Genomic DNA, 21,415 nt, shown 5'->3' on the forward strand with positions numbered 1-21,415 from the left:
ATGCCGACTCAATGCTCGACGGCGGCCCGATGTTCCCGGTCCGGCGTTCGCTCTCAGCGATCAGCTCGTCTGCCCCGCACCGTCACACCCCGTCAACTCCGGGTCCGCCCCTCGGTCGTCGTTCGGTCAACAGGCCACCGCGAAAGTGCCAGGATGGGCGGATGCCCACCGTCTACGACATCCCCGAAGTCCTGGACCGTCGCGAGGGGCCCTACGGCGAGGTCGTGCTGCGCCGTCACGGCGAGCTGCTGCAGATCATCGCCAACGGCTGCTTCCTGATGGACACCTCCGACGGCCGCTCGGAACGCCTGCTGGTCGACGCCGCGCTGGACGCCCTCGACGACCGCGCCGCACCCCGCGTCCTGATCGGCGGGCTCGGCGTCGGATTCTCGCTCGCACATGCCGCGGGCAACCCCCGCTGGGGCCGGATCACGGTGGTGGAGCGCGAGCCCGCGGTCATCGACTGGCACCGCGACGGACCCCTGGCCGCCCTCTCCCGCGACGCCCTCGCCGACCCGCGCGCCGAGGTGGTCGCAGCGGACCTCGTCGCGTACGTCAATGAGACTTCCGCCACGTTCGACGCGCTGTGTCTCGACATCGACAACGGGCCGGGATGGACCGTCACGGACGGCAACTCGGGGCTGTACTCCCCGGCCGGACTCGCAGGCTGCGCACGGGTGTTGAGGCCGGGCGGGGTGCTCGCCGTATGGTCGGCGCAGCCCTCCCCGCAATTCGAAGAAACCTTGCGGAATGCCGGATTCCGGCATGTGCGTACCGAAGAGATCCCCGTTGCCCGGGGCGTTCCCGACGTCGTGCACCTCGGCGTCCGACCTGGATAGCCGAGGTGCGGCGACTCCCCGTACGCTGCTTCCCTGACGCCGATCATTCAAGCGTCAAGCGCAGTCATGGGATCACCCCACGGATTCCGGAAAGCACACTTCAGGGGCGGGCGATGGAGCAGACACACACCTCCCACAGCGGCACGGCGGCGACCCCGGGCGCACAGCGCCGGGTGCTGGTGGTCGAGGACGACCCGACGATCGTCGACGCCATCGCGGCCCGTCTGCGCGCCGAGGGATTCCTCGTGCAAACGGCCGGCGACGGCCCGGCCGCGGTCGACACGGCCGAGGCGTGGCAGCCCGACCTGCTGATCCTCGACATCATGCTGCCCGGCTTCGACGGCCTGGAGGTGTGCCGCCGGGTGCAGGCCGCGCGGCCGGTGCCGGTGCTGATGCTCACCGCGCGCGACGACGAGACGGACATGCTGGTCGGGCTCGGCGTCGGCGCGGACGACTACATGACCAAGCCGTTCTCCATGCGGGAGCTGGCCGCCCGCGTGCACGTCCTGCTGCGCCGCGTGGAGCGGGCCGCGCTGGCCGCCGCCACCCCGCGCAGCGGCATCCTGCGCCTGGGCGAGCTGGAGATCGACCACGCGCAGCGCAGGGTGCGGGTGCGCAGCGAGGACGTCCACCTCACGCCCACCGAGTTCGACCTGCTGGTGTGCCTGGCGAACACCCCGCGCGCGGTGCTCTCCCGCGAGCAGCTGCTCGCCGAGGTGTGGGACTGGGCGGACGCCTCCGGCACCCGGACCGTCGACAGCCACATCAAGGCCCTGCGGCGGAAGATCGGCGCCGAGCGGATCCGCACGGTGCACGGCGTCGGCTACGCCCTGGAGACGCCGACGCCATGAGCCCGGACCGGGATGCCGCCCGCCGCAGCGCCCAGGGACCCTGGGGCGGCATCCGCCCGTTCTCGATCAAGACCAAGCTGGGCGCGCTGGTCGTCATCGCGGTGCTCATCACCACCGGCCTGCTGATGATCGCCGTGCGCACCGAGACCGAGCTGCGCTTCATCACCGTCTTCTCGATGATCGCCACGCTGCTGATCACCCAGTTCGTCGCGCACTCGCTGACCGCGCCGCTGGACGAGATGAACGCGGTCGCCCGGTCCATCTCCCAGGGCGACTACACCCGCCGGGCCAGCGAGAACCGCCGCGACGAACTGGGCGACCTGGCCGTGCGGATCAACCGCATGGCCGACGACCTGGAGGCCCAGGACCGGCACCGCAAGGAACTGGTCGCCAACGTCTCGCACGAGCTGCGCACGCCGATCGCAGGGCTGCGGGCGGTGCTGGAGAACGTGGTCGACGGCATCGCCGAGGCCGACCCCGAGACCATGCGGACCGCCCTGAAGCAGACCGAGCGGCTGGGCCGGCTGGTGGAGACGCTGCTGGACCTGTCCCGGCTGGACAACGGCGTCGTCCCGCTCAAGCAGCGGCGGTTCGAGGTGTGGCCGTACCTGTCGGGGGTGTTGAAGGAGGCCAACATGGTCGCGTCGGCCCGCGCGGGCATCGCCTCCGGGTCCGGCAGCCACACCCGCACCGACGTCCACCTGCACCTCGACGTCTTCCCGCCCGACCTCACCGCGCACGCCGACCCCGAGCGCATCCACCAGGTCGTCGCCAACCTGGTGGACAACGCCGTCAAGCACAGCCCGCCGCACGGCCGGGTCACCATCAAGGCGCGGCGCGGAGCGCGGCAGGACTCGCTGGAGCTGGAGGTCCTCGACGAGGGACCGGGGATTCCGCGCTCCGAGTGGCACCGGGTCTTCGAGCGGTTCAACCGCGGCGCGGTGACCCGCCCGCACGGACCGGGCAGCGACGGCGGCACCGGGCTCGGGCTGGCGATCGCCCGGTGGGCGGTGGATCTGCACGGCGGCCGGATCCGAGTGGCCGAATCCGAACGGGGCTGCCGGATTCTTGTCACACTCCCGGGCCTGCCGTCCGTGCCAAGTTGACGTAAAGTTCGAAGCGGAGCCACATGATCCATGAACGTCCGCGCTGACGGACACGTGTGATCAGGCAGGGGCCCGCGTCTCGTGCGCGCGCGGCCGGGGCCGTCGTACCCGTTTTCCCCGGGATCCCACCGGAACCGCGTTTGTTTCCCGCCATATTCAGCCCCGAAACACGGTTTCCGATGTGACTTACGCGACGATGAACGGGCCGGGCCTGACCTTCGCGGTCTTGGAGGCGTAGCCTTAATTCCCGCTGTCCATCACCTTGTGAAGCGGAAGAGGGCGGTTGCCGCCGTGTCGCCACAGTCCCCCAGTAACGCATCGAGTGTCTCGACCGAAGCCGACCAAGCGGGCAAGAACCCCGCCGCGGACTTCGGACCCAACGAGTGGCTCGTCGACGAGATCTATCAGCAGTACCTCCAGGACCCGAATTCGGTAGACCGCGCCTGGTGGGACTTCTTCGCCGACTACAAGCCGGGGGCCCCCGCGGCCTCGGCTCCGGCGGGCACCGCGGCCTCGGGGGCCGCGGAGACCACCACGGCTCAGCCCCAGGCCGCCCCCGCGGCCCCGGCCCCCCAGGCCGCCCCCGCTGCCCCGCAGCAGCAGACCGCCGCTCCGGCGCCGGCGCCCGCCAAGGCCGCGCCGGCCGCGGCCCCCGCTCGGGCCCAGGCTCCGGCCCCGGCGAAGCCCGCCGCCGCGAAGCCCAAGGCCGAGCCCGCCGCCGAGGCCCCCGAGGGCCCCGAGCTGGTGACGCTGCGCGGCCCCGCCGCCGCGGTCGCGAAGAACATGAACGCCTCGCTGGAGCTGCCGACCGCCACCTCGGTCCGCGCGGTCCCGGTGAAGCTGCTGTTCGACAACCGCATCGTCATCAACAACCACCTCAAGCGGGCCCGGGGCGGGAAGATCTCCTTCACGCACCTGATCGGCTACGCGATGGTGCAGGCCATCAAGGCCATGCCGTCGATGAACTGGTCGTTCGGCGAGAAGGACGGCAAGCCGACGCTGGTCAAGCCGCCGCACGTCAACCTCGGCCTGGCCATCGACCTGGTCAAGCCCAACGGCGACCGCCAGCTCGTCGTGGCCGCCATCAAGAAGGCCGAGACGCTGAACTTCTTCGAGTTCTGGCAGGCCTACGAGGACATCGTCCGCCGCGCCCGCGAGGGCAAGCTGACGATGGACGACTTCACCGGCGTCACGGTCTCGCTGACCAACCCCGGCGGCCTCGGCACCGTCCACTCCGTGCCGCGCCTGATGCCCGGCCAGTCCGTGATCATGGGCGTCGGCTCCATGGACTACCCGGCGGAGTTCCAGGGCACCTCCCAGGACACCCTGAACAAGCTCGGCATCTCCAAGGTCATGACGCTCACGTCGACCTACGACCACCGGGTCATCCAGGGCGCCGCCTCGGGCGAGTTCCTGCGCGTCGTCGCCAACCTCCTGCTCGGCGAGAACGGCTTCTACGACGACATCTTCGAGGCGCTGCGCATCCCCTACGAGCCGGTCCGCTGGCTCAAGGACATCGACGCCAGCCACGACGACGACGTCACCAAGGCCGCCCGCGTCTTCGAGCTGATCCACTCCTACCGGGTCCGCGGCCACGTCATGGCCGACACCGACCCGCTGGAGTACCGCCAGCGCAAGCACCCCGACCTGGACGTCACCGAGCACGGCCTCACCCTGTGGGACCTGGAGCGCGAGTTCGCCGTCGGCGGCTTCTCCGGCAAGTCGATGATGAAGCTGCGCGACATCCTCGGCGTGCTGCGCGACTCGTACTGCCGCACCACCGGCATCGAGTTCATGCACATCCAGGACCCCAAGCAGCGCAAGTGGATCCAGGACCGCGTGGAGCGCCCGCACGCCAAGCCGGAGCGCGAGGAGCAGCTGCGCATCCTGCGCCGGCTGAACGCCGCGGAGGCCTTCGAGACCTTCCTGCAGACGAAGTACGTCGGCCAGAAGCGCTTCTCGCTGGAGGGCGGCGAGTCCGTCATCCCGCTGCTGGACGCGGTGCTGGACTCGGCCGCCGAGTCCCGCCTCGACGAGGTCGTCATCGGCATGGCCCACCGCGGCCGGCTCAACGTCCTCGCCAACATCGTCGGCAAGTCGTACGCGCAGATCTTCCGCGAGTTCGAGGGCAACCTCGACCCGAAGTCGATGCACGGCTCCGGCGACGTGAAGTACCACCTGGGCGCCGAGGGCACCTTCACCGGACTGGACGGCGAGCAGATCAAGGTCTCGCTCGCCGCGAACCCCTCGCACCTGGAGGCGGTCGACCCGGTCCTGGAGGGCATCGTCCGCGCCAAGCAGGACATCATCAACAAGGGCGGCACGGACTTCACCGTCCTGCCGGTGGCCATCCACGGCGACGCGGCCTTCGCGGGCCAGGGCGTGGTGGCCGAGACCCTGAACATGTCGCAGCTGCGCGGCTACCGCACCGGCGGCACGGTCCACATCGTCATCAACAACCAGGTCGGCTTCACCGCCGCCCCGGAGTCGTCCCGCTCGTCGATGTACGCGACGGACGTGGCGAGGATGATCGAGGCCCCGATCTTCCACGTCAACGGCGACGACCCCGAGGCCGTCGTCCGCGTCGCCCGGCTGGCCTTCGAGTTCCGCCAGGCGTTCAACAAGGACGTGGTGATCGACCTCATCTGCTACCGCCGCCGCGGTCACAACGAGTCGGACAACCCGGCCTTCACCCAGCCGCTGATGTACGACCTGATCGACAAGAAGCGCTCGGTGCGCAAGCTCTACACCGAGTCCCTCATCGGTCGCGGCGACATCACCCTGGAGGAGGCCGAGCAGGCGCTCCAGGACTACCAGGGCCAGCTGGAGAAGGTCTTCACCGAGGTCCGCGAGGCCACCTCGCAGCCGGCCGCCGCGGTGACCTCCGACCCGCAGGCCGAGTTCCCGGTCGCCGTCAACACCGCGGTGACCACGGAGATCGTCAAGCGGATCGCCGAGTCCCAGGTCAACATCCCCGACCACATCACCGTCCACCCGCGACTGCTGCCGCAGCTGCAGCGCCGGGCGGCCATGGTCGAGGACGGCACGATCGACTGGGGCATGGGCGAGACGCTCGCCTTCGGCTCGCTGCTGCTGGAGGGCGTGCCGGTGCGGCTGGCCGGCCAGGACTCCCAGCGCGGCACCTTCGGCCAGCGTCACGCGGTGATCATCGACCGCAGCACCGGCGAGGAGTACACGCCGCTCCAGTACCTCTCCGAGGACCAGGCGCGGCTGAACGTCTACAACTCGCTGCTGTCCGAGTACGCGGCGATGGGCTTCGAGTACGGCTACTCGCTGGCCCGCCCCGACGCGCTCGTGCTGTGGGAGGCGCAGTTCGGCGACTTCGTCAACGGCGCCCAGACGGTGGTGGACGAGTTCATCTCCTCGGCGGAGCAGAAGTGGGGCCAGACGTCCGGCGTCGTCCTGCTGCTGCCGCACGGCTACGAGGGCCAGGGCCCGGACCACTCGTCCGCCCGCCCGGAGCGGTTCCTCCAGCTGTGCGCCCAGAACAACATGACGGTCGCCATGCCGACGTCGCCGTCGAACTACTTCCACCTCCTGCGGTGGCAGGTGCACAACCCGCACCACAAGCCGCTGGTCGTCTTCACCCCGAAGTCGATGCTGCGCCTGAAGGCCGCCGCGTCGAAGGCGGAGGAGTTCACCACGGGCCAGTTCCGCCCGGTCATCGGCGACGCCTCGGTGGACCCGGCGGCCGTCCGCAGGGTCGTCTTCTGCGCCGGCAAGGTCTACTACGACCTGGACGCCGAGCGTCAGAAGCGCGGCGTGACGGACACGGCCATCATCCGCATCGAGCGCCTGTACCCGCTGCCGGGCGCGGAGCTCCAGGCGGAGATCGCCAAGTACCCGAACGCCGAGAAGTACCTGTGGGCCCAGGAGGAGCCGGCGAACCAGGGCGCGTGGCCGTTCATCGCGCTCAACCTCATCGACCACCTGGACCTGGCGGTCGGCGCGGACATCCCGGCCGGCGAGCGCCTGCGCCGCATCTCCCGCCCGCACTCGTCGTCCCCAGCGGTGGGTTCGGCGAAGCGGCACCAGGCGGAGCAGGAGCAGCTGGTGCGCGAGGTGTTCGAGGCCTGAGCCGCCACTGGGCACGGCTGAACCGACGGGCGGGGCCCGTCCCCCGGCAGGGGGGCGGGCCCCGCCCGTTCGGGTGAACGCCGCATAACCTGGAGGCGTACGACCGCAGGCCGACCGGCCCAGCCCCAGGAGAACAGGCGTGTACTTCACCGACCGAGGCATCGAAGAGCTCGAGAAGCGGCGCGGCGAGGAGGAGGTCACCTTCGAGTGGCTCGCCGAGCAGCTGCGGACCTTCGTCGATCTGAACCCGGACTTCGAGGTGCCGGTGGAGCGGCTCGCGACCTGGCTGGCGCGGCTGGACGACGAGGACGACGAGTAGGCGGGGCCGCCCCGCGTCCCCTGGGGGAGACGGTGCCGCTCCGCGGACGGGTATCGCGTCACCCTCGCGAGTGTCTTGACTTTCCATGACCGCGATATATCGTGAAGAGTGAATGACGCGATATGGCGTGTCTAGGAGGTCTGCACCATGTCCGAATGGTCCGTCGCGGAGCCGACCAGGCTCACTTTCGACGAGCCCGTGCGCGAGCTTCAGGTACGGATCGTGAACGGCGCGGTGAACGTGGTCGGGACGGCTGAAGCCACCGCCCGCCTGGAGGTCGGCGACGTCGAGGGCCCGCCCCTGGTGATCACCCAGCGGGACGGCACGCTGACCGTGGCCTACGAGGACCTGCCCTGGAAGGGCTTCCTCAAGTGGCTCGACGGGAGGGGCTGGCGGCGCAGCGCCGTCGTCTCCGTGGCGGTGCCGGCCGGCACGCGCGTCGAGGTGGGGGTGGTCGGCGCCTCGGCGGTGGTCTCCGGCATCGAGGGGCGCGCCGAGCTGAAGGGCGTCTCCGGCGACTCGACCCTGGTGGGCCTGGCGGGTCCGGTCCGCGCGGACACCGTCTCGGGGAACGTGGAGGCGCAGGGCCTCAGCGGCGACCTGCGCTTCAACTCCGTCTCCGGGGACCTGACCGTGGTCGAGGGCGCGGGACCGGCCGTGCGGGCCGACTCGGTGAGCGGCTCGATGATCGTCGACCTCGATGCGGCGAGCGGCGCGACCGACGTCAGCCTGACCAGCGTCTCCGGCGAGATCGCGATCCGGCTTCCGCACCCGGCCGACGCGGAGGTGGACGCCAACACCGCGAGCGGGACCGTCTCCAACGCCTTCGAGGACCTCCGGGTGACCGGCCAGTGGGGCGCCAAGCGCATCACCGGCCGGCTCGGGGCGGGCACCGGCCGGCTGAAGGCCACGACCGTCTCCGGCTCCATCGCCCTGCTGCGCCGCCCGGAGGGCAGCCCGAACGACAAGAAGGTGCTCTGACATGCCCCCCGTCTTCGCGCACGGCCGCCTGCGCCTCTACCTGCTCAAGCTGCTCGACGAGGCCCCGCGCCACGGCTACGAGGTCATCCGCCTCCTGGAGGAGCGCTTCCAGGGCCTCTACGCCCCCTCCGCGGGCACGGTCTATCCGCGCCTGGCCAAGCTGGAGGCCGAGGGCCTGGTCACCCACACCACCGAGGGCGGCCGCAAGGTGTACGCCATCACGGACGCCGGCCGCGCCGAGCTGGCCGACCGCAGCGGGGAACTGGCCGACCTGGAGCTGGAGATCCGCGAGTCGGTGGCGGAGCTGGCCGCCGAGATCCGGGCCGACGTACGGGGCGCCGCGGGCGACCTGCGCCGCGAGATGCGGGCGGCGGCGAGCAAGGCCCGCGCGGAGGGGGGCGCCGCGGAGCCGGGGGAGAACGACGCGTGGCGCGCCGCCAAGGAGGAGCTGCGCCGCGTCAAGCAGGAGTGGAAGGACCAGGCCCGGCGCGCCAAGGACGAGAGCCGCCGAGCCCGTGAGGAGGCCGAGCGGGCCCGCCGCCAGGCCCAGGAGGCCCAGGACCGCATGCAGCGCATAGCCCAGCGGGTCCAGCAGCAGGTCCAGGACGGCTTCACCCGCGGCGACTGGCCGACGGGCCTGCGCGAGGGACTGTCCGAACTGGCGAAGGAGTTCGGCGACTTCGGCAGGACGCACGGCAAGGACTGGGGCAAGGACTTCGGCTTCGGCCGGTCGGCCACCGCCACGGACGACGTCCGCGCCGCCACGGAGGACGTCCGCGCCGGTGAGAAGGACGTCCCCGTCGGCGAGGAGCCGTCGTGGGCCCACGAGGCCCCGACCGACGACCCGGCCCGTGACCTGGAGCGCCTCCTGGACCGCTTCCGCGACGACATCCGCGACGCGGCCCGCGACCACGGCGTCACCCCGGCCCAGCTCCGCGAGGCCCGCCGCCACCTCTCCACGACGGCGGCCCACATCGGGGCACTGCTGCGCACGGAGAAGCGGTAACGACGGCCGCGGGAACCGCCCAAATGAGCGCGGGAGAAGGAGCGGCTTCTGGTGCGTGCGATCGCAAGGCACCGGAGCGCCCTCGTAGCGGAGCTACCAGGGCGGTTCGGCAACGCGGTTGGGGGTGCCCCCTCTGGGGGAGGGCGTGCCAGAAGCCGCGACGCCGCGGGCATTTGTCAGACACCCCCTAGGCGGGCCCCACGCGGCGGGGGGCATCAGGCGGCCGCGCGTCGCCCTCGCCGGGCACGCGCCGGCCGCCCGGGACGCGCGGCGCCACCGAGCAACCGTCGCGGCACGTTCACCCCGCGCGACCGGCCCACCGGCAGACGCCCGAGTACAGCCGGCCGGCGGTCGCCAGCCGGGTCGCGCCGGCGTCGAGCAGGGCGCAGACGGTGCGCAGCGGGCCTGCCGCGCACCGGTAGAGGCCGTCGACGCCGTGCGGCAGGCCCCGCCCACCGCCCCCGCCAGGCTCGCCCACCGGGCTCGTCCATCGGCCCACCAGGGTCGTCGCGGCCTTGACGCGACCGGGCCCCCGCATCTCACCCGGCGCGCCCGGCCCCGCCTCATCTCACCCCGCCTTGGCCGCGCTCCCCGCTCCCCCCTCCCCCAGCACCCGCGTCACCGACTCGTACGTCACCCCGTGGTCCGCGAGGACCTCAGCGGCGACGCCGGGGAGGGTCGTGAGGGCGAGCAGGATGTGCTCGTCGCCGATGTAGCGCTCGCGGCGGGCGAGGGCGACGCGCAGGGACTTCTCCAGCACGTCCTTCGCGTCCCGGCCGAAGGAAGGGCGACGGCGCCCCGGCCGCCACGCCCCCGACAGGGCCCCGACGCCGTGCGTCTCCTCCACCCGCGCGACGACCTCCGTGACGTCGATCCCCAGCCCGGCCAGCGCGTCCGCCTCCGCCTGCGTCAACCCCGCCCGCCGCCGCGCCTCCTCCAGCGCCCGCGTCACCGAGTCCGTGCGCTCGGCGAGCCCCAGCGCGGCCAGCGCGAACGCCCCCTTCCCCGCCCCGTGGTCCAGCAGCGCGAGCAGCAGATGCCCGGCGCCCACGGTCCCCGCCCCCGACCGCTCGCAGTGCTCCAGGGCGCCCTTCACCACGTTGCGGGCGTCCTTGGTGAACCGTTCGAACATCATCGCCTCCCGTACTTCTTGTGCACGGCCTGCCTGCTCACTCCCAGCTCCGCGGCGATCTCCTGCCACGACCAGCCCTGTTGGCGCGCACTGCGCACCTGCACGGCCTCCAACTGCTCCAGCAGCCGGCGCAGCGCGGCGACCGCCCGCAGACCGACCCTCGGGTCACGATCACCGGCCCGCTCGGCGAGATCCGTCGCATCCGTCATGGTGTCAACATAGGTTGACACCAGGGGTCGCGTCAACCGAAGTTGACAGCGCGGGCGGGAAAAACGGCGGACACGCAAACGGCGGGCCCGGAACCCCGGACCCGCCGTACGTCGACCCGCCGCTCAGGACGCCGTCAGGGCACCCTGACGGCCGTCAGAACACCCTCACGACCCCGTCAGCACGATCTTCCCGAACTGTTCGCCCGCCGCCAGCCGCTCGAACCCCTCACGGGCCCGGTCCAGCGGCAGCACCTCGTCGATGACGGGACGCACCCCCGTGGCGGCGCAGAAGGACAGCAGGTCCTCCAGTTCGTCCTTCGTCCCCATCGTCGACCCGACGACCTTCAGCTCCAGGAAGAAGATCCGCGTCAGCTCGGCGTGCGACGGCCGGTCCCCGCTGGTCGCACCGGAGATCACCAGCGTGCCTCCGGGCCGCAGCGACTTCACCGAGTGCGACCACGTCGCCGCGCCCACCGTCTCGATCACGGCGTCCACCCGCTGCGGCAGCCGCGCGCCCGGCTCCAGCGCCTCCACGGCCCCCAGTTCGAGCGCCCGCTTCCGCTTGGCCTCGTCCCGGCTGGTGGCGAACACCCGCAGCCCGGCGGCCCGGCCGAGCACGATCGCGGCCGTGGCGACACCACCGCCGGCGCCCTGCACGAGCACCGAGTCCCCGGGCCGCACCCCGGCGTTGGTGAACAGCATCCGGTACGCCGTCAGCCACGCCGTCGGCAGGCAGGCGGCCTCCTCGAAGGACAGTTCCTTCGGCTTGGGCAGGATGTTCCACGTCGGCACGGCGACGCGCTCGGCGAACGTGCCCTGGTAGCGCTCGGTGAGGATGGACCGCGGCTCCTTCGGCCCGACGCCGTGTCCGGTCTGGCCGATGACGGAGTGCAGGACGACCTCGTTGCCGTCCGCGTCGATTCCGGCGGCGTCGCAGCCGAGGATCATCGGCAGCCGATCCTCGGTGAGGCCCACACCGCGCAGGGACCAGAGGTCGTGGTGGTTGAGGGAGGCGGCCCTGACGTCGACCGCGCTCCAGCCGGGCGGGGGCTCGGGAGCCGGTCGCTCCCCCAACTCCAGGCCGGTGAGCGGCTGGTCGCGGTCGATTCGGGCGGCGTAGACAGCGAACATGGGAGCGACGATAGGGTTCCGCCCCGCCGCAGGGAACCGCGTGGCCCTGTGACACATGCCCTCTTGCCACCCGGACGGCCGTACGCCCCGGTAAAAACCCGCACAGGCCGGGCTCCGAATCCCCTCGACACCTGCTCGGCCTGCTCGACGCACACGGGAGGAGGCCCCGCCCGTTCTCGGGCGGGGCCTCCTCCAGGCCGGTTCGGCGGCTCGCCTCACGGCCTCACGGCCGTGCCGTCACCGTGTCACCGCCGCGCCACGCCCTCCGCCCGGGCCGCCGCGGCCACCGCCGCGGTGACCGCGGGGGCGACCCGCTCGTCGAACGGCGAGGGGATGACGTAGTCGGCCGCCAGATCGTCGCCCACGACGCCCGCCAGCGCCTCGGCCGCCGCGAGCTTCATGCCCTCGGTGATCCGCGACGCCCGCACCTGGAGCGCGCCCGCGAAGATGCCGGGGAACGCCAGCACGTTGTTGATCTGGTTCGGGAAGTCCGACCGCCCGGTCGCCACGACCGCCGCGTACTTGTGCGCCACCTCGGGGTGCACCTCGGGGTTCGGGTTCGCCATGGCGAAGACGAACGCGCCCTCGGCCATCGAGGCCACCGCCGCCTCCGGGACCGTACCGCCGGAGACGCCGATGAAGACGTCGGCGCCGGCCAGCGCGGCCTCCAGGGACCCGGTCAGCCCCGCCCTGTTGGTGAAGGAGGCGAGTTCCCGCTTGACCGGCGTGAGGTCGTCCCGGTCGGCCGAGACCACGCCCTTGCGGTCGGCCACCGCGACGTCCCCGACGCCGGCCTCGACCAGCATCCTGGCGATCGCGACGCCCGCCGCACCGGCGCCCGAGATGACCGCCCGCAGATCGGCGAGACCGCGCCCGCTGAGCCGCGCGGCGTTGCGCAGCGCGGCCAGCGTGACGACGGCCGTGCCGTGCTGGTCGTCGTGGAAGACCGGGATGTCCAGCCGCTCCTGGAGCCGGCGCTCGATCTCGAAGCACCGGGGCGCCGAGATGTCCTCCAGGTTCACGCCGCCGAAGGACGGGGCGAGGCGGACCACGGTCTCGATGATCTCGTCGACGTCCGTGCAGGCCAGGGCGATGGGGACGGCGTCGACGCCGCCGAACTGCTTGAAGAGGATGGCCTTGCCCTCCATCACGGGGAGGGAGGCCTCGGGCCCGATGTCACCGAGCCCCAGCACGGCCGTGCCGTCGGTCACGACGGCGACGACGGACGACTTCCACGTGTAGTCGTGGACCAGGTCCGGCTGCTCGGCGATCGCGGTGCACACCTTCGCGACCCCGGGCGTGTATGCGAGGGACAGGTCGTCCTTGTCGCGGACCGGCACGGTGGCCTGCACGGCCATCTTGCCGCCGCGGTGCAGCGCGAACGCCGGATCGAAGGAATCGAGGGGCTCCGCCCCGCCCTCCTGCTCCGTACTGCTGTCGCTGCGAGGATTGACGATCTCCGCTGCCACTTTGTCGTACCCCTTAAATCTTCATCGGTTGAGGGTGGGACCACTCCTGGTGAGGGGTGGGCGGGGACGCGCAGAGCCCTGTCGTTGATGCAGGTGGACGTCTGCGCGACGGGCGCGCCGCACACGCGCCCTGAGCCCCGGATGAGGGGTGTGAAGAACCTTCTTACCGGACCGAGGGTGCCGCCGACGAGTCCATAACGTGAAGGTCACCTCCCGGTGACATGACTCATACCCGGGCGACTGGACAGGTCCATATTCCAAGACGCCCCCGAAGATTCTCCGGCCGGAAGCACGGATTCCCGTAGATGGTCCGGTCGTGATGTACCGGATGGTGTGGTTCGGGGATCACCCGTTATCCGATTTTGACATGGGCGGTCACCTGAATGGTTCCGTCCGAATGGCAAGATGCCCTAATCACACGGGGTCGCGACACTCGAAGGCGTGTGTTCTTGTCGACCCACGGCATCTGCCGAACCCATCGGCCGGTGCCGGCCCCCATCGGCACACCACCCATCCGCCGGAGGAACCCACAATGACCGCAAGCACCACCCGTCGTCCGACCGCCGCGCGTTCCCGGCTAGCAGCGGTCGGTGCGATCGCGGTCGCAGGCACCCTGCTTCTCACCGGCTGCGGTGACCAGACGGAGGACGGCGGCTCGGACAGCGCGGACACCGCATCCGCCGCCGCGGCCCCGCTGGCCGACAAGCTGCCCAAGGAGATCCGCGACAAGGGCGTCGTGAAGGTCGGCTCGGACATCGCGTACGCGCCGGTCGAGTTCAAGGACGAATCCGGCAAGACGGTGGGCATCGACCCCGACCTCGCCGCGGCGATGGGCAAGCAGCTCGGCGTGACGTTCGAGTTCGAGAACGGCACCTTCGACACCCTTCTCGGCGGTCTGCGCTCCGACCGCTACGACATGGCCATGTCGGCCATGACGGACTCGAAGGAGCGGCAGCAGGGCATCGACCCCGAGACCGGCAAGCAGGTCGGCGAGGGCGTCGACTTCGTCGACTACTTCATCGCCGGCGTCTCGATCTACACCAAGAAGGGCGACACCCAGGGCATCGAGACCTGGGCCGACCTGTGCGGCAAGAAGCTGGTCGTCCAGCGCGGCACGACCTCCCACGACCTCGCCAAGGCCGAGGCGAAGAAGTGCCCCGCGGGCAAGAAGCTTGCCATCGAGGCCTTCGACAACGACCAGCAGGCCCAGACCCGCCTGCGCTCGGGCGGCGCGGACGCCGGTTCCTCCGACTTCCCGGTCGCCGCGTACGCGGTGAAGACCTCCGGCGGCGGCAAGGACTTCGAGCTGGTCGGCGAGCAGGTCGAGGCCGCCCCGTACGGCATCGCCGTCGCCAAGAACGACACGCAGCTGCGGGACGCGCTGCAGGCCGCGATGAACGCGATCATCGAGAACGGCGAGTACCAGAAGATCCTCGAGAAGTGGGGCGCCGAGGACGGCGCCATCGAGGAAGCCACCATCAACGGAGGCAAGTGACCGACGGCTCGGCCGGCGGCACTGAAAGGCAACACCCGTGACTGTTGACATCGACAAGTCGGACGGCCCGGCGGGCACCCCGCCGGCCGGCCCGGAGGCCATCAGGGCCGTCCCGGTCCGGCACTACGGCCGCTACGCCTCCGCGGCGATCGCCCTCGCCATCTTCGCCTCGCTCATCTGGGCGTTCGCGAACGGCGACATCAACTGGGGCGCGATCCCCGACTACTTCTTCAACGACCGCATCCTCACCGGCGTCCGCGAGACCCTCTGGCTGACGTTCCTGTCCATGGTCATCGGCATCGCCGGCGGCCTGCTGCTGGCCGTGATGCGGCTGTCGAAGAACCCGGTGACGTCGTCGATCGCCTGGTTCTACATCTGGTTCTTCCGCGGCACCCCGGTCCTGGTCCAGCTGTTCGTCTGGTTCAACCTGGGCTTCGTCTTCGAGTACGTGAACCTCGGCCCGTTCTACAAGGACGAGTGGTCGGACTTCATGACGCCGTTCCTGACGGCGCTGCTCGGCCTCGGCCTCAACGAGGCCGCGTACATGGCGGAGATCTGCCGCGCCGGTCTGCTGGCGGTCGACGAGGGCCAGACCGAGGCGGCGCACGCGCTCGGCATGAGCCATTCCAAGACGCTGCGCCGGATCGTGGTCCCGCAGGCGATGCGCGTGATCGTGCCGCCGACGGGCAACGAGGTCATCAACATGCTGAAGACCACCTCGCTGGTCGCGGCGGTCCAGTACTACGAGCTCCTGCGCTACGCCCAGGACATCGGCACGACCTCGGGCGCCACCGTCGAGATGCTGTTCCTCGCGGCGGCCTGGTACCTGATCCTCACCTCCGTCCTCAGCGTCGGCCAGTACTACGTGGAGCGCTACTACGCCCGCGGCTCCAGCCGCCAGCTGCCGCCCACCCCGTGGCAGCGGGTCCGTGCCCACCTGACGTCCTTCTCCAGCCGCAAGGGGGTCACGGCATGACGAACGCGATGGTCAAGGCCGAGGGCGTCCACAAGTCCTTCGGCCAGGTGGAGGTCCTCAAGGGCATCGACCTGGAGGTGAAGGCCGGCGAGGTGTTCTGCCTCATCGGCCCCTCCGGCTCCGGCAAGTCGACCTTCCTGCGGTGCATCAACCACCTGGAGAAGATCAACGCCGGGCGGCTGTACGTCGACGGCGAGCTGGTCGGCTACCGCCAGAAGGGCGACAAGCTCTACGAGCTGAAGGACAACGAGGTCGCGCTCAAGCGCCGGGACATCGGCATGGTCTTCCAGCGCTTCAACCTGTTCCCGCACATGACGGCCGTCGAGAACATCATGGAGGCGCCGGTCCAGGTCAAGGGCGTCGGCCGGCAGCAGGCCAGGGACCGCGCGATGCAGCTGCTGGAGCGCGTGGGGCTGGCCGACAAGGCCGGGAACTACCCCTCGCAGCTCTCCGGCGGCCAGCAGCAGCGCGTGGCCATCGCCCGGGCGCTGGCCATGGAGCCGAAGCTGATGCTGTTCGACGAGCCGACCTCGGCCCTGGACCCGGAGCTGGTCGGCGACGTCCTCGACGTCATGCGCGACCTGGCCGAGTCCGGCATGACCATGGTCGTCGTCACCCACGAGATGGGCTTCGCCCGCGAGGTGGGCGACAGCCTGGTCTTCATGGACGGCGGCGTGGTCGTCGAGTCCGGCGACCCGCGCCAGGTCCTGACCGACCCGCAGCACGAGCGGACGAAGGCGTTCCTGTCCAAGGTGCTGTGACGGCGAGCGCCACCGAGGGGCGGTACGGAGCCGGTCTCCGTACCGCCCCTCGCGCGTACTCTGCGGACCACCCGCCGGCCGGGTAATACGCTGGAATCAGCACCGCCCATTACGCCCACCGACCGTTACGTTGAGGACCGAAGTGGAACTGGCCTACTACTCGGACTACGCCGTGCGCCTCGTCAACAGCGAGGAGCCGGCCCGGGGCAAGGACGCGCTGACCTCGGTGGAGGCCGTCCGGGAGCTGTTCGTCAACCAGTCGGCGGCCCGCCGGGCGACCGAGGCGGACGTCACCCGGTTCCGGTCGGTGCGGGCGCGGCTGCGGGCGGTCTTCGAGGCGGCGGACGCCGGAGACGAGACCCTGGCGGTGGATCTGCTGAACTCGCTGCTGCTGGAGTTCCCGGTGAGCCCCCAGATCTCCGGCCACGACCTGCGTGACGACGACGGCCGCCCGCTGTGGCACATGCACCTGGCGGACCACCCGTCGAACGCGACCGCCGGCTACGCGGCCATCGCCGCGATGGGCCTGGCCTTCCACCTCACCGAGCACGGCGTGGACCGGCTGGGCCTGTGCGAGGCGGCCCCGTGCCGCAACGCCTACCTGGACACGTCCACCAACCGCTCCCGGCGCTACTGCTCCGACCGCTGCGCGACCCGCGCCAACGTCGCCGCCTACCGCGCCCGCAAACGCCTGGAGGCCGACCGGTCCGGCCGCACCGGCCTGACCGCCGAGAGCGCCCAGCGCGCCACCGCGAGCGGCGACCGCTGATCGGCCCGGCGCGGCCGGTACCGCAGCAGCACCCGCCCGAGGACCAGTTCCTCCGGTACGACGCCGTAGTCCCTGCTGTCGCCCCCCGCGTACGCGTTGTCCCCCAGCACCCACCAGCCGGCCTCCCGGCGCTCGGCGGCCCGCTTGACGACGAGCAGGTCCTGCTGGAAGGGATGGCGGAGCACGATCACGTCCCCCGGCCTGACCCGGGCGCCGTAGCGCACCACGAGCTGGTCGCCGTGGTACAGCGTGGGCACCATGGACGGCCCGGTCACCTCGGCCGGCCCATAGCGCGGCCCGCCCCGGCGCTCGCTCTCCTGCGACAGTTCCGGCATGCCCGGCACCTCCCCGGTCCGTTACTCCACCAGTCCCAGTCTCACCCCGGACTTTTGTCCTAAGCCCAAGGGGGCACCCGCGAAAACCCGTGGCGCAGGGAGTAATGTCCCACCTGAGAAGACGATCACGAGGAAGGAATGCTCCATGCTTTCCCGCCTGTTTGCCCCCAAGGTCAAGGTCAGCGCGCACTGCGACCTGCCCTGCGGCGTGTACGACCCGGCCCAGGCCCGCATCGAGGCGGAGTCGGTGAAGGCCGTGCAGGAGAAGATGGCCGCCAACGACGACCCGCACTTCCAGGCGCGTGCCACCGTCATCAAGGAGCAGCGCGCCGAGCTGGCGAAGCACCACGTCTCCGTGCTGTGGAGCGACTACTTCAAGGCCCCGCACTTCGAGAAGTACCCCGAGCTGCACCAGCTGGTCAACGACGCCCTGAAGGCCCTCTCGGCCGCCAAGGCGTCCACCGACCCGGCGACGGGCCAGAAGGCCCTGGACTACATCGCCCAGATCGACAAGATCTTCTGGGAGACGAAGAAGGCCTGACCCGAGGCCCTGTCCGCACGACCCGCGATCGGTGCACCATTGCAGGTCGCAGCGGCGACAACCGGGACGGCCCGACCGCGACAGGCGGTCGGGCCGTTCTGCGTTCCGGGTTCGTTCGTCGAGGTCCGGCGCGGCCCTACGCTTGCCGCCGTGAACAGACGCAGGCGGAAGAAGCTGGCGCGCCGGCTGGTCGGGGCGGCGGTGTTCGAGGACGTCCGTGCCGTGGGCGCGCTGGTGCGGGCGGGGGCCGATCCCGAGGGGGCCGACGCCGACGGCACCACGCCGCTCTACGCCGCCGCGGTCGGGGGAGCGGCCGAGACCGTCGCCCGGCTGCTGGAGGCGGGGGCGTCACCGAACCGGGAGAGCCGTGGGGAGACGGACGGCACCCCGCTGTGCGCGGCCGCCGCGTGGGGGCACGTCGACGTGGTGCGGCTGCTCCTCGCCCACGGCGCCGACCCGTTGCTGCGCGAGGACGACGGGGAGGGCCTGTCTCCCCTGGAGTGGGCCGAGCGCGGTGGTCACGCCGAGACGGCCGCGGTGATCCGCGCGGCCGGCGCCTGATCGTCGTACGGCTGCCTCACGGCCGGGCATCGGCGCCACCGGGTTCCCCGTCCCCCAGGCGGGTCGCCCGCGCGTACAGGTAGCGCTGTTCCGGCAGGCTGAGGGTGTGGCGCGCCGCCGGCTCGTAGGCGGCGCGTGCGGCGTCGTACGCGCCCGTGCGCTCCAGCAGGTGGGCCCGGACGGCGTCCAGGCGGTGGGAGACCGGGGTCGTGTCGCCCGCCAGGGCGTCGAGTTCGGCCAGGCCCGCTTCGGGGCCGTGGGCCATGGCGACCGCCACCGCGCGGTTCAGGCGCTCCACCGGGCCCGGCACGAGGCGGACCAGGACGTCGTACAGGCCCAGGATCTCCGCCCAGTCGGTCTCCTCGGCCGAGGGCGCCTCGTCGTGGACGGCGGCGATGGCGGCCCGCAGCTGGTACGGGCCCGGGCGGCCCGCCGACAGGGCGTGCGTGACCAGGGCGACGCCCTCCTCGATCGCCGCCCGGTCCCAGCGGTGCCGGTCCTGCTCGTCGAGCGGGACGAGTTCGCCGTGCGGGCCGGTGCGGGCGTCGCGGCGGGCGTCGGTGAGCAGCATCAGCGCCAGCAGACCGGCCACCTCGCCGTCGCCGGGCAGCAGCCGGTGCACGGCGCGGGTCAGCCGGATCGCCTCACGGGCCAGCTCCCGCCGCTGGAGGGCGGCGCCCGAGGTGGCCGTGTACCCCTCGTTGAAGATCAGATAGAGGGTGTGGAGCACGGCCGGCAGCCGCCGGGGCCAGTTCTCCGGCCGGCCGAAGCGCACCCCGCGCAGCTTCTGCTTGGCCCGGCTGATGCGCTGCGCCATCGTCGCCTCGGGGACCAGGTGGGCGCGGGCGATCTCCGCCGTCGTCAGGCCGCCGACCGCGCGCAGGGTGAGGGCGATCTGCGCGGGCTGGGTCAGGCCGGGATGGCAGCACAGGAAGAGCAGGGAGAGGGTGTCGTCCTCGCGCGGGGCCCGGTCCGCGCCGGGCGGCGGGACCGTGAACGCGTCCCTCGGGACGAGGGCCGCCGCCCGCTCCTCCCGCTGCCGGCGCGCCTCCTCGCTGCGCAGGGCGTCCGTCAGCCGCCGCGAGGCGACCCTGATCAGCCAGCCGCGCGGATTGTCGGGGACCCCGTGCGCGGGCCACTGCCCGGCCGCCGCGAGCGACGCCTCCTGTACGGCGTCCTCCGCGGCGTCGAAATGGCCGTACCGCCGCACGAGCGCCCCGAGGACCTGCGGCGCGTGACGGCGCAGCAGGTCCTCGATGCCGTACGGCACTCCCACGACGGTCGGCGGCCCGTGCTCAGCACAGGTCGCCGGAGCCGTCCTGGATGGGCCGGATCACCACCGGGTAGTCCTTGGTGCCCTCCGGGACGGGGCACCGGGTGATGCGGTCGGCGATCTCCGTGACCCGCTCCAGGCTCGCGCAGTCCAGGACCCAGTAACCGGCCAGCAGTTCCTTGGTCTCGCCGTACGGCCCGTCCGTGACCACCGTCCTGCCGTCCTCGCCGCGCGTGACGAACCGGGTCCGCTCGGGGTCGGTCAGGCCCTGGGCGTCGACGAGTTCGCCGGTCTCGGAGAGGTCGTCGTTGATCGCGCCCATGAAGGCGTACATGGCCTGCAGCTGTTCCTCGCTCCAGGCCGGCGCCTCCGGGGAGCCCTTGCCGCGCATCGCGTCGTAGTCCGCCTGCGATCCCTGCACCATGACCAGGTACTTCATGATTCCGCTCCTTCGGCCGGGCCGCCTCCGTCGGGCGGCTCTCACAGGGGACGTCGGAGCCGGTCCCGGATTCTCGACACGCAGCCGGGTTCCTTCGGGCTCTTTTTCCGTGGCGTGTCCCGCGGCGTGCTCGTGCTGTGGGGCGCCGGGACGGTCAGCCAGCGGTGGGGCCGGGCATGCGGTCGGCCTTGTTCCCGGCCGGCTCCGTGGTCCCGGCGCTCTCGGCGGATGCCGCGGGTTCCGGGGGTTCCGTGGTGTGCGGGTGCTGGTGTTCGTGCTCGCCGCCCTCGGCGTACGCCGCGCACTCCGGGTTCCGGCATGGGCCGGGGACCCACTTCGGCACCCATGCGCCCAGCGTCCTGTGACGCCGGACCACACTTTCGACGGGCTGTCCGCAGTCGGGACAGACGTGCTTTCCTCTGTCCATGTCCTCAGAGTAGGGCCGGGCGGGGCTCAGCGCTCCCTGCTGTACGTCCGCACCACCACACCGGGGCCGACCGTGCGCACCGAGTCCAGGGCGAACGCGTCCACCGCGAACCCGGAGCCGAACATCGGCATGCCGCTGCCCAGCACGATCGGGTACGTCTTGATCACCAGCTCATCGATCTCGCCGATCAGCTCACCGGCGAGCCGTGAGCCGCCGCAGAGGTAGATGCCGAGCGGGCCGTCCTCGGCCTTGAGCTCCCGGACCCTGCCGACCAGGTCGTCGGAGACGATCTCGACGTTCGGGTCGGGCGACCGGGTCAGGGTGCGCGAGGCGACGTACTCGCGCAGGTGGGCGTACGGACTGGTGACGCCCTCGTCGAGCGCGAGGTCGTAGCTGGCGCGGCCCTGGACGATGGTGTCGAACCGCTTGTTCGGCAGGTCGTCGACGCCGAGCGCCCGGCGGCTCCGGGTGGGCAGCGTCTCCGGGTACTCCGCCTTGACGTACTCCAGGAACTCCGCGTCCACGTAACGGAACATGGCGGAGGCGTCGCCGCCCGGGTCGCCGATGAACCCGTCGATCGAGCAGGCGATGTAGTAGGTGAGCTTTCGCAAGCTGTTCTCTTCTCGTAGGCTGCGGGCGTCCAACCACTTCGGTTGTCGTGCTTCAGTTGTAGTACTTCGACTGTAGTGGTGGCAAG

22 protein-coding genes are annotated in these 21,415 nt (G+C 71.5%); 13 read left to right on the forward strand and 9 right to left on the reverse strand.

Features of this window, described 5'->3' with window-relative positions:
• Nucleotides 1-161 precede the first annotated feature (161 nt).
• From ACZ6KF_RS23345 to ACZ6KF_RS23375, 7 genes are all read left to right on the forward strand, one after another.
• Nucleotides 162-839: a spermine/spermidine synthase domain-containing protein gene (locus tag ACZ6KF_RS23345; RefSeq protein ID WP_469239893.1), complete on the forward strand. Its 678-nt coding sequence runs from the start codon at nucleotides 162-164 to the stop codon at nucleotides 837-839.
• Nucleotides 840-952: 113 nt separating this feature from the next.
• Nucleotides 953-1,690, forward strand: a complete 738-nt coding sequence (locus ACZ6KF_RS23350) for a response regulator transcription factor (protein WP_356626571.1) — start codon at nucleotides 953-955, stop codon at nucleotides 1,688-1,690.
• Nucleotides 1,687-2,796, forward strand: a complete 1,110-nt coding sequence (locus ACZ6KF_RS23355) for a HAMP domain-containing sensor histidine kinase (protein ID WP_356626569.1) — start codon at nucleotides 1,687-1,689, stop codon at nucleotides 2,794-2,796. The genes ACZ6KF_RS23350 and ACZ6KF_RS23355 overlap by 4 nt, the downstream gene beginning before the upstream one ends.
• Nucleotides 2,797-3,087: 291 nt before the next feature.
• Entirely contained in the window at nucleotides 3,088-6,894 is a 3,807-nt protein-coding gene (locus tag ACZ6KF_RS23360; protein WP_469239894.1) for a multifunctional oxoglutarate decarboxylase/oxoglutarate dehydrogenase thiamine pyrophosphate-binding subunit/dihydrolipoyllysine-residue succinyltransferase subunit, read from the forward strand.
• Between the two features lie 139 nt (nucleotides 6,895-7,033).
• Nucleotides 7,034-7,213, forward strand: coding sequence for a DUF6104 family protein (locus ACZ6KF_RS23365; protein WP_003992906.1), 180 nt, complete (start codon nucleotides 7,034-7,036; stop codon nucleotides 7,211-7,213).
• 147 nt (nucleotides 7,214-7,360) lie between these two features.
• Nucleotides 7,361-8,194, forward strand: coding sequence for a DUF4097 family beta strand repeat-containing protein (locus ACZ6KF_RS23370; RefSeq protein WP_469157361.1), 834 nt, complete (start codon nucleotides 7,361-7,363; stop codon nucleotides 8,192-8,194).
• Between the two features lies 1 nt (nucleotide 8,195).
• Nucleotides 8,196-9,200, forward strand: a complete 1,005-nt coding sequence (locus ACZ6KF_RS23375; protein WP_469239895.1) for a PadR family transcriptional regulator — start codon at nucleotides 8,196-8,198, stop codon at nucleotides 9,198-9,200.
• A 298-nt stretch (nucleotides 9,201-9,498) separates the two neighbouring features.
• Here ACZ6KF_RS23375 and ACZ6KF_RS23380 read toward each other — a convergent pair whose 3' ends face one another.
• From ACZ6KF_RS23380 to ACZ6KF_RS23400, 5 genes are all read right to left on the reverse strand, one after another.
• A complete protein-coding gene (locus tag ACZ6KF_RS23380) occupies nucleotides 9,499-9,678 on the reverse strand; it encodes a hypothetical protein (protein ID WP_469239896.1) in 180 nt (59 codons plus the stop codon).
• Nucleotides 9,679-9,768: 90 nt separating this feature from the next.
• Complete coding sequence (locus ACZ6KF_RS23385) at nucleotides 9,769-10,332, reverse strand: Clp protease N-terminal domain-containing protein (protein WP_356626812.1); 564 nt, start codon at nucleotides 10,330-10,332, stop codon at nucleotides 9,769-9,771.
• The gene (locus ACZ6KF_RS23390; protein ID WP_356626564.1) at nucleotides 10,332-10,541 is read right to left on the reverse strand and encodes a helix-turn-helix domain-containing protein; all 210 of its coding nucleotides are present in this window, start codon (nucleotides 10,539-10,541) and stop codon (nucleotides 10,332-10,334) included. Before ACZ6KF_RS23390 ends, ACZ6KF_RS23385 begins: the two co-directional genes overlap by 1 nt.
• A 165-nt stretch (nucleotides 10,542-10,706) precedes the next feature.
• Complete coding sequence (locus tag ACZ6KF_RS23395; protein ID WP_356626562.1) at nucleotides 10,707-11,672, reverse strand: zinc-binding dehydrogenase; 966 nt, start codon at nucleotides 11,670-11,672, stop codon at nucleotides 10,707-10,709.
• A 245-nt stretch (nucleotides 11,673-11,917) separates the two neighbouring features.
• Nucleotides 11,918-13,141: an NAD(P)-dependent malic enzyme gene (locus tag ACZ6KF_RS23400; protein ID WP_356626560.1), complete on the reverse strand. Its 1,224-nt coding sequence runs from the start codon at nucleotides 13,139-13,141 to the stop codon at nucleotides 11,918-11,920.
• A 532-nt stretch (nucleotides 13,142-13,673) separates the two neighbouring features.
• Between ACZ6KF_RS23400 and ACZ6KF_RS23405 the strand changes: the two genes are divergently transcribed.
• The 4 genes from ACZ6KF_RS23405 (at nucleotide 13,674) to ACZ6KF_RS23420 (ending at nucleotide 17,142) form a co-directional block, all read left to right on the forward strand.
• The gene (locus ACZ6KF_RS23405) at nucleotides 13,674-14,636 is read left to right on the forward strand and encodes an ABC transporter substrate-binding protein (RefSeq protein WP_356626559.1); all 963 of its coding nucleotides are present in this window, start codon (nucleotides 13,674-13,676) and stop codon (nucleotides 14,634-14,636) included.
• A gap of 37 nt (nucleotides 14,637-14,673) precedes the next feature.
• Entirely contained in the window at nucleotides 14,674-15,612 is a 939-nt protein-coding gene (locus tag ACZ6KF_RS23410; protein ID WP_356626557.1) for an amino acid ABC transporter permease, read from the forward strand.
• Entirely contained in the window at nucleotides 15,609-16,373 is a 765-nt protein-coding gene (locus tag ACZ6KF_RS23415; protein WP_356626555.1) for an amino acid ABC transporter ATP-binding protein, read from the forward strand. The genes ACZ6KF_RS23410 and ACZ6KF_RS23415 overlap by 4 nt, the downstream gene beginning before the upstream one ends.
• Before the next feature lie 142 nt (nucleotides 16,374-16,515).
• On the forward strand, nucleotides 16,516-17,142 hold the full coding sequence (locus ACZ6KF_RS23420) for a CGNR zinc finger domain-containing protein (protein ID WP_356626810.1): 627 nt from the start codon (nucleotides 16,516-16,518) through the stop codon (nucleotides 17,140-17,142).
• Here the strand turns inward: ACZ6KF_RS23420 and sodX are convergent.
• A complete protein-coding gene (sodX, locus tag ACZ6KF_RS23425; protein ID WP_356626554.1) occupies nucleotides 17,046-17,477 on the reverse strand; it encodes a nickel-type superoxide dismutase maturation protease in 432 nt (143 codons plus the stop codon). The two genes, ACZ6KF_RS23420 and sodX, sit on opposite strands and share 97 nt — an antisense overlap.
• A gap of 145 nt (nucleotides 17,478-17,622) precedes the next feature.
• On the opposite strand from sodX, the gene sodN reads away from it, so the two are divergent.
• A complete protein-coding gene (gene sodN, locus ACZ6KF_RS23430; protein ID WP_067129094.1) occupies nucleotides 17,623-18,018 on the forward strand; it encodes a superoxide dismutase, Ni in 396 nt (131 codons plus the stop codon).
• Nucleotides 18,019-18,168: 150 nt separating this feature from the next.
• Nucleotides 18,169-18,579 carry an ankyrin repeat domain-containing protein gene (locus tag ACZ6KF_RS23435; protein WP_469239897.1) on the forward strand — a complete coding sequence of 137 codons (411 nt, stop codon included), beginning with the start codon at nucleotides 18,169-18,171 and terminating at the stop codon, nucleotides 18,577-18,579.
• A 16-nt stretch (nucleotides 18,580-18,595) separates the two neighbouring features.
• On the opposite strand, the gene ACZ6KF_RS23440 is transcribed toward ACZ6KF_RS23435, so the two are convergent.
• The 3 genes from ACZ6KF_RS23440 to ACZ6KF_RS23450 all read right to left on the reverse strand — a co-directional run bounded on the left by ACZ6KF_RS23440 (nucleotide 18,596) and on the right by ACZ6KF_RS23450 (nucleotide 21,329).
• Entirely contained in the window at nucleotides 18,596-19,849 is a 1,254-nt protein-coding gene (locus ACZ6KF_RS23440) for an RNA polymerase sigma factor (protein ID WP_469239899.1), read from the reverse strand.
• 25 nt (nucleotides 19,850-19,874) lie between these two features.
• Nucleotides 19,875-20,291, reverse strand: coding sequence for a YciI family protein (locus ACZ6KF_RS23445; RefSeq protein WP_356626548.1), 417 nt, complete (start codon nucleotides 20,289-20,291; stop codon nucleotides 19,875-19,877).
• A 453-nt stretch (nucleotides 20,292-20,744) separates the two neighbouring features.
• Nucleotides 20,745-21,329: a dihydrofolate reductase family protein gene (locus ACZ6KF_RS23450; RefSeq protein WP_469239901.1), complete on the reverse strand. Its 585-nt coding sequence runs from the start codon at nucleotides 21,327-21,329 to the stop codon at nucleotides 20,745-20,747.
• Nucleotides 21,330-21,415 lie beyond the last annotated feature (86 nt).

The organism is Streptomyces sp. NPDC046379, assembly GCF_055587785.1.

Bases quoted from the DNA above. Each gene is read 5' to 3' on its own strand.
- ACZ6KF_RS23405 (WP_356626559.1), top strand. From the start codon at position 13,674: ATGACCGCAAGCACCACCCGTCGTCCGACCGCCGCGCGTTCCCGGCTA.
- ACZ6KF_RS23415 (WP_356626555.1), top strand. From the start codon at position 15,609: ATGACGAACGCGATGGTCAAGGCCGAGGGCGTCCACAAGTCCTTCGGC.
- ACZ6KF_RS23375 (WP_469239895.1), top strand. From the start codon at position 8,196: ATGCCCCCCGTCTTCGCGCACGGCCGCCTGCGCCTCTACCTGCTCAAG.
- ACZ6KF_RS23445 (WP_356626548.1), bottom strand. From the start codon at position 20,291: ATGAAGTACCTGGTCATGGTGCAGGGATCGCAGGCGGACTACGACGCG.
- ACZ6KF_RS23385 (WP_356626812.1), bottom strand. From the start codon at position 10,332: ATGTTCGAACGGTTCACCAAGGACGCCCGCAACGTGGTGAAGGGCGCC.
- ACZ6KF_RS23390 (WP_356626564.1), bottom strand. From the start codon at position 10,541: ATGACGGATGCGACGGATCTCGCCGAGCGGGCCGGTGATCGTGACCCG.
- ACZ6KF_RS23345 (WP_469239893.1), top strand. From the start codon at position 162: ATGCCCACCGTCTACGACATCCCCGAAGTCCTGGACCGTCGCGAGGGG.
- ACZ6KF_RS23355 (WP_356626569.1), top strand. From the start codon at position 1,687: ATGAGCCCGGACCGGGATGCCGCCCGCCGCAGCGCCCAGGGACCCTGG.
- ACZ6KF_RS23370 (WP_469157361.1), top strand. From the start codon at position 7,361: ATGTCCGAATGGTCCGTCGCGGAGCCGACCAGGCTCACTTTCGACGAG.
- sodX (WP_356626554.1), bottom strand. From the start codon at position 17,477: ATGCCGGAACTGTCGCAGGAGAGCGAGCGCCGGGGCGGGCCGCGCTAT.
- sodN (WP_067129094.1), top strand. From the start codon at position 17,623: ATGCTTTCCCGCCTGTTTGCCCCCAAGGTCAAGGTCAGCGCGCACTGC.
- ACZ6KF_RS23395 (WP_356626562.1), bottom strand. From the start codon at position 11,672: ATGTTCGCTGTCTACGCCGCCCGAATCGACCGCGACCAGCCGCTCACC.
- ACZ6KF_RS23350 (WP_356626571.1), top strand. From the start codon at position 953: ATGGAGCAGACACACACCTCCCACAGCGGCACGGCGGCGACCCCGGGC.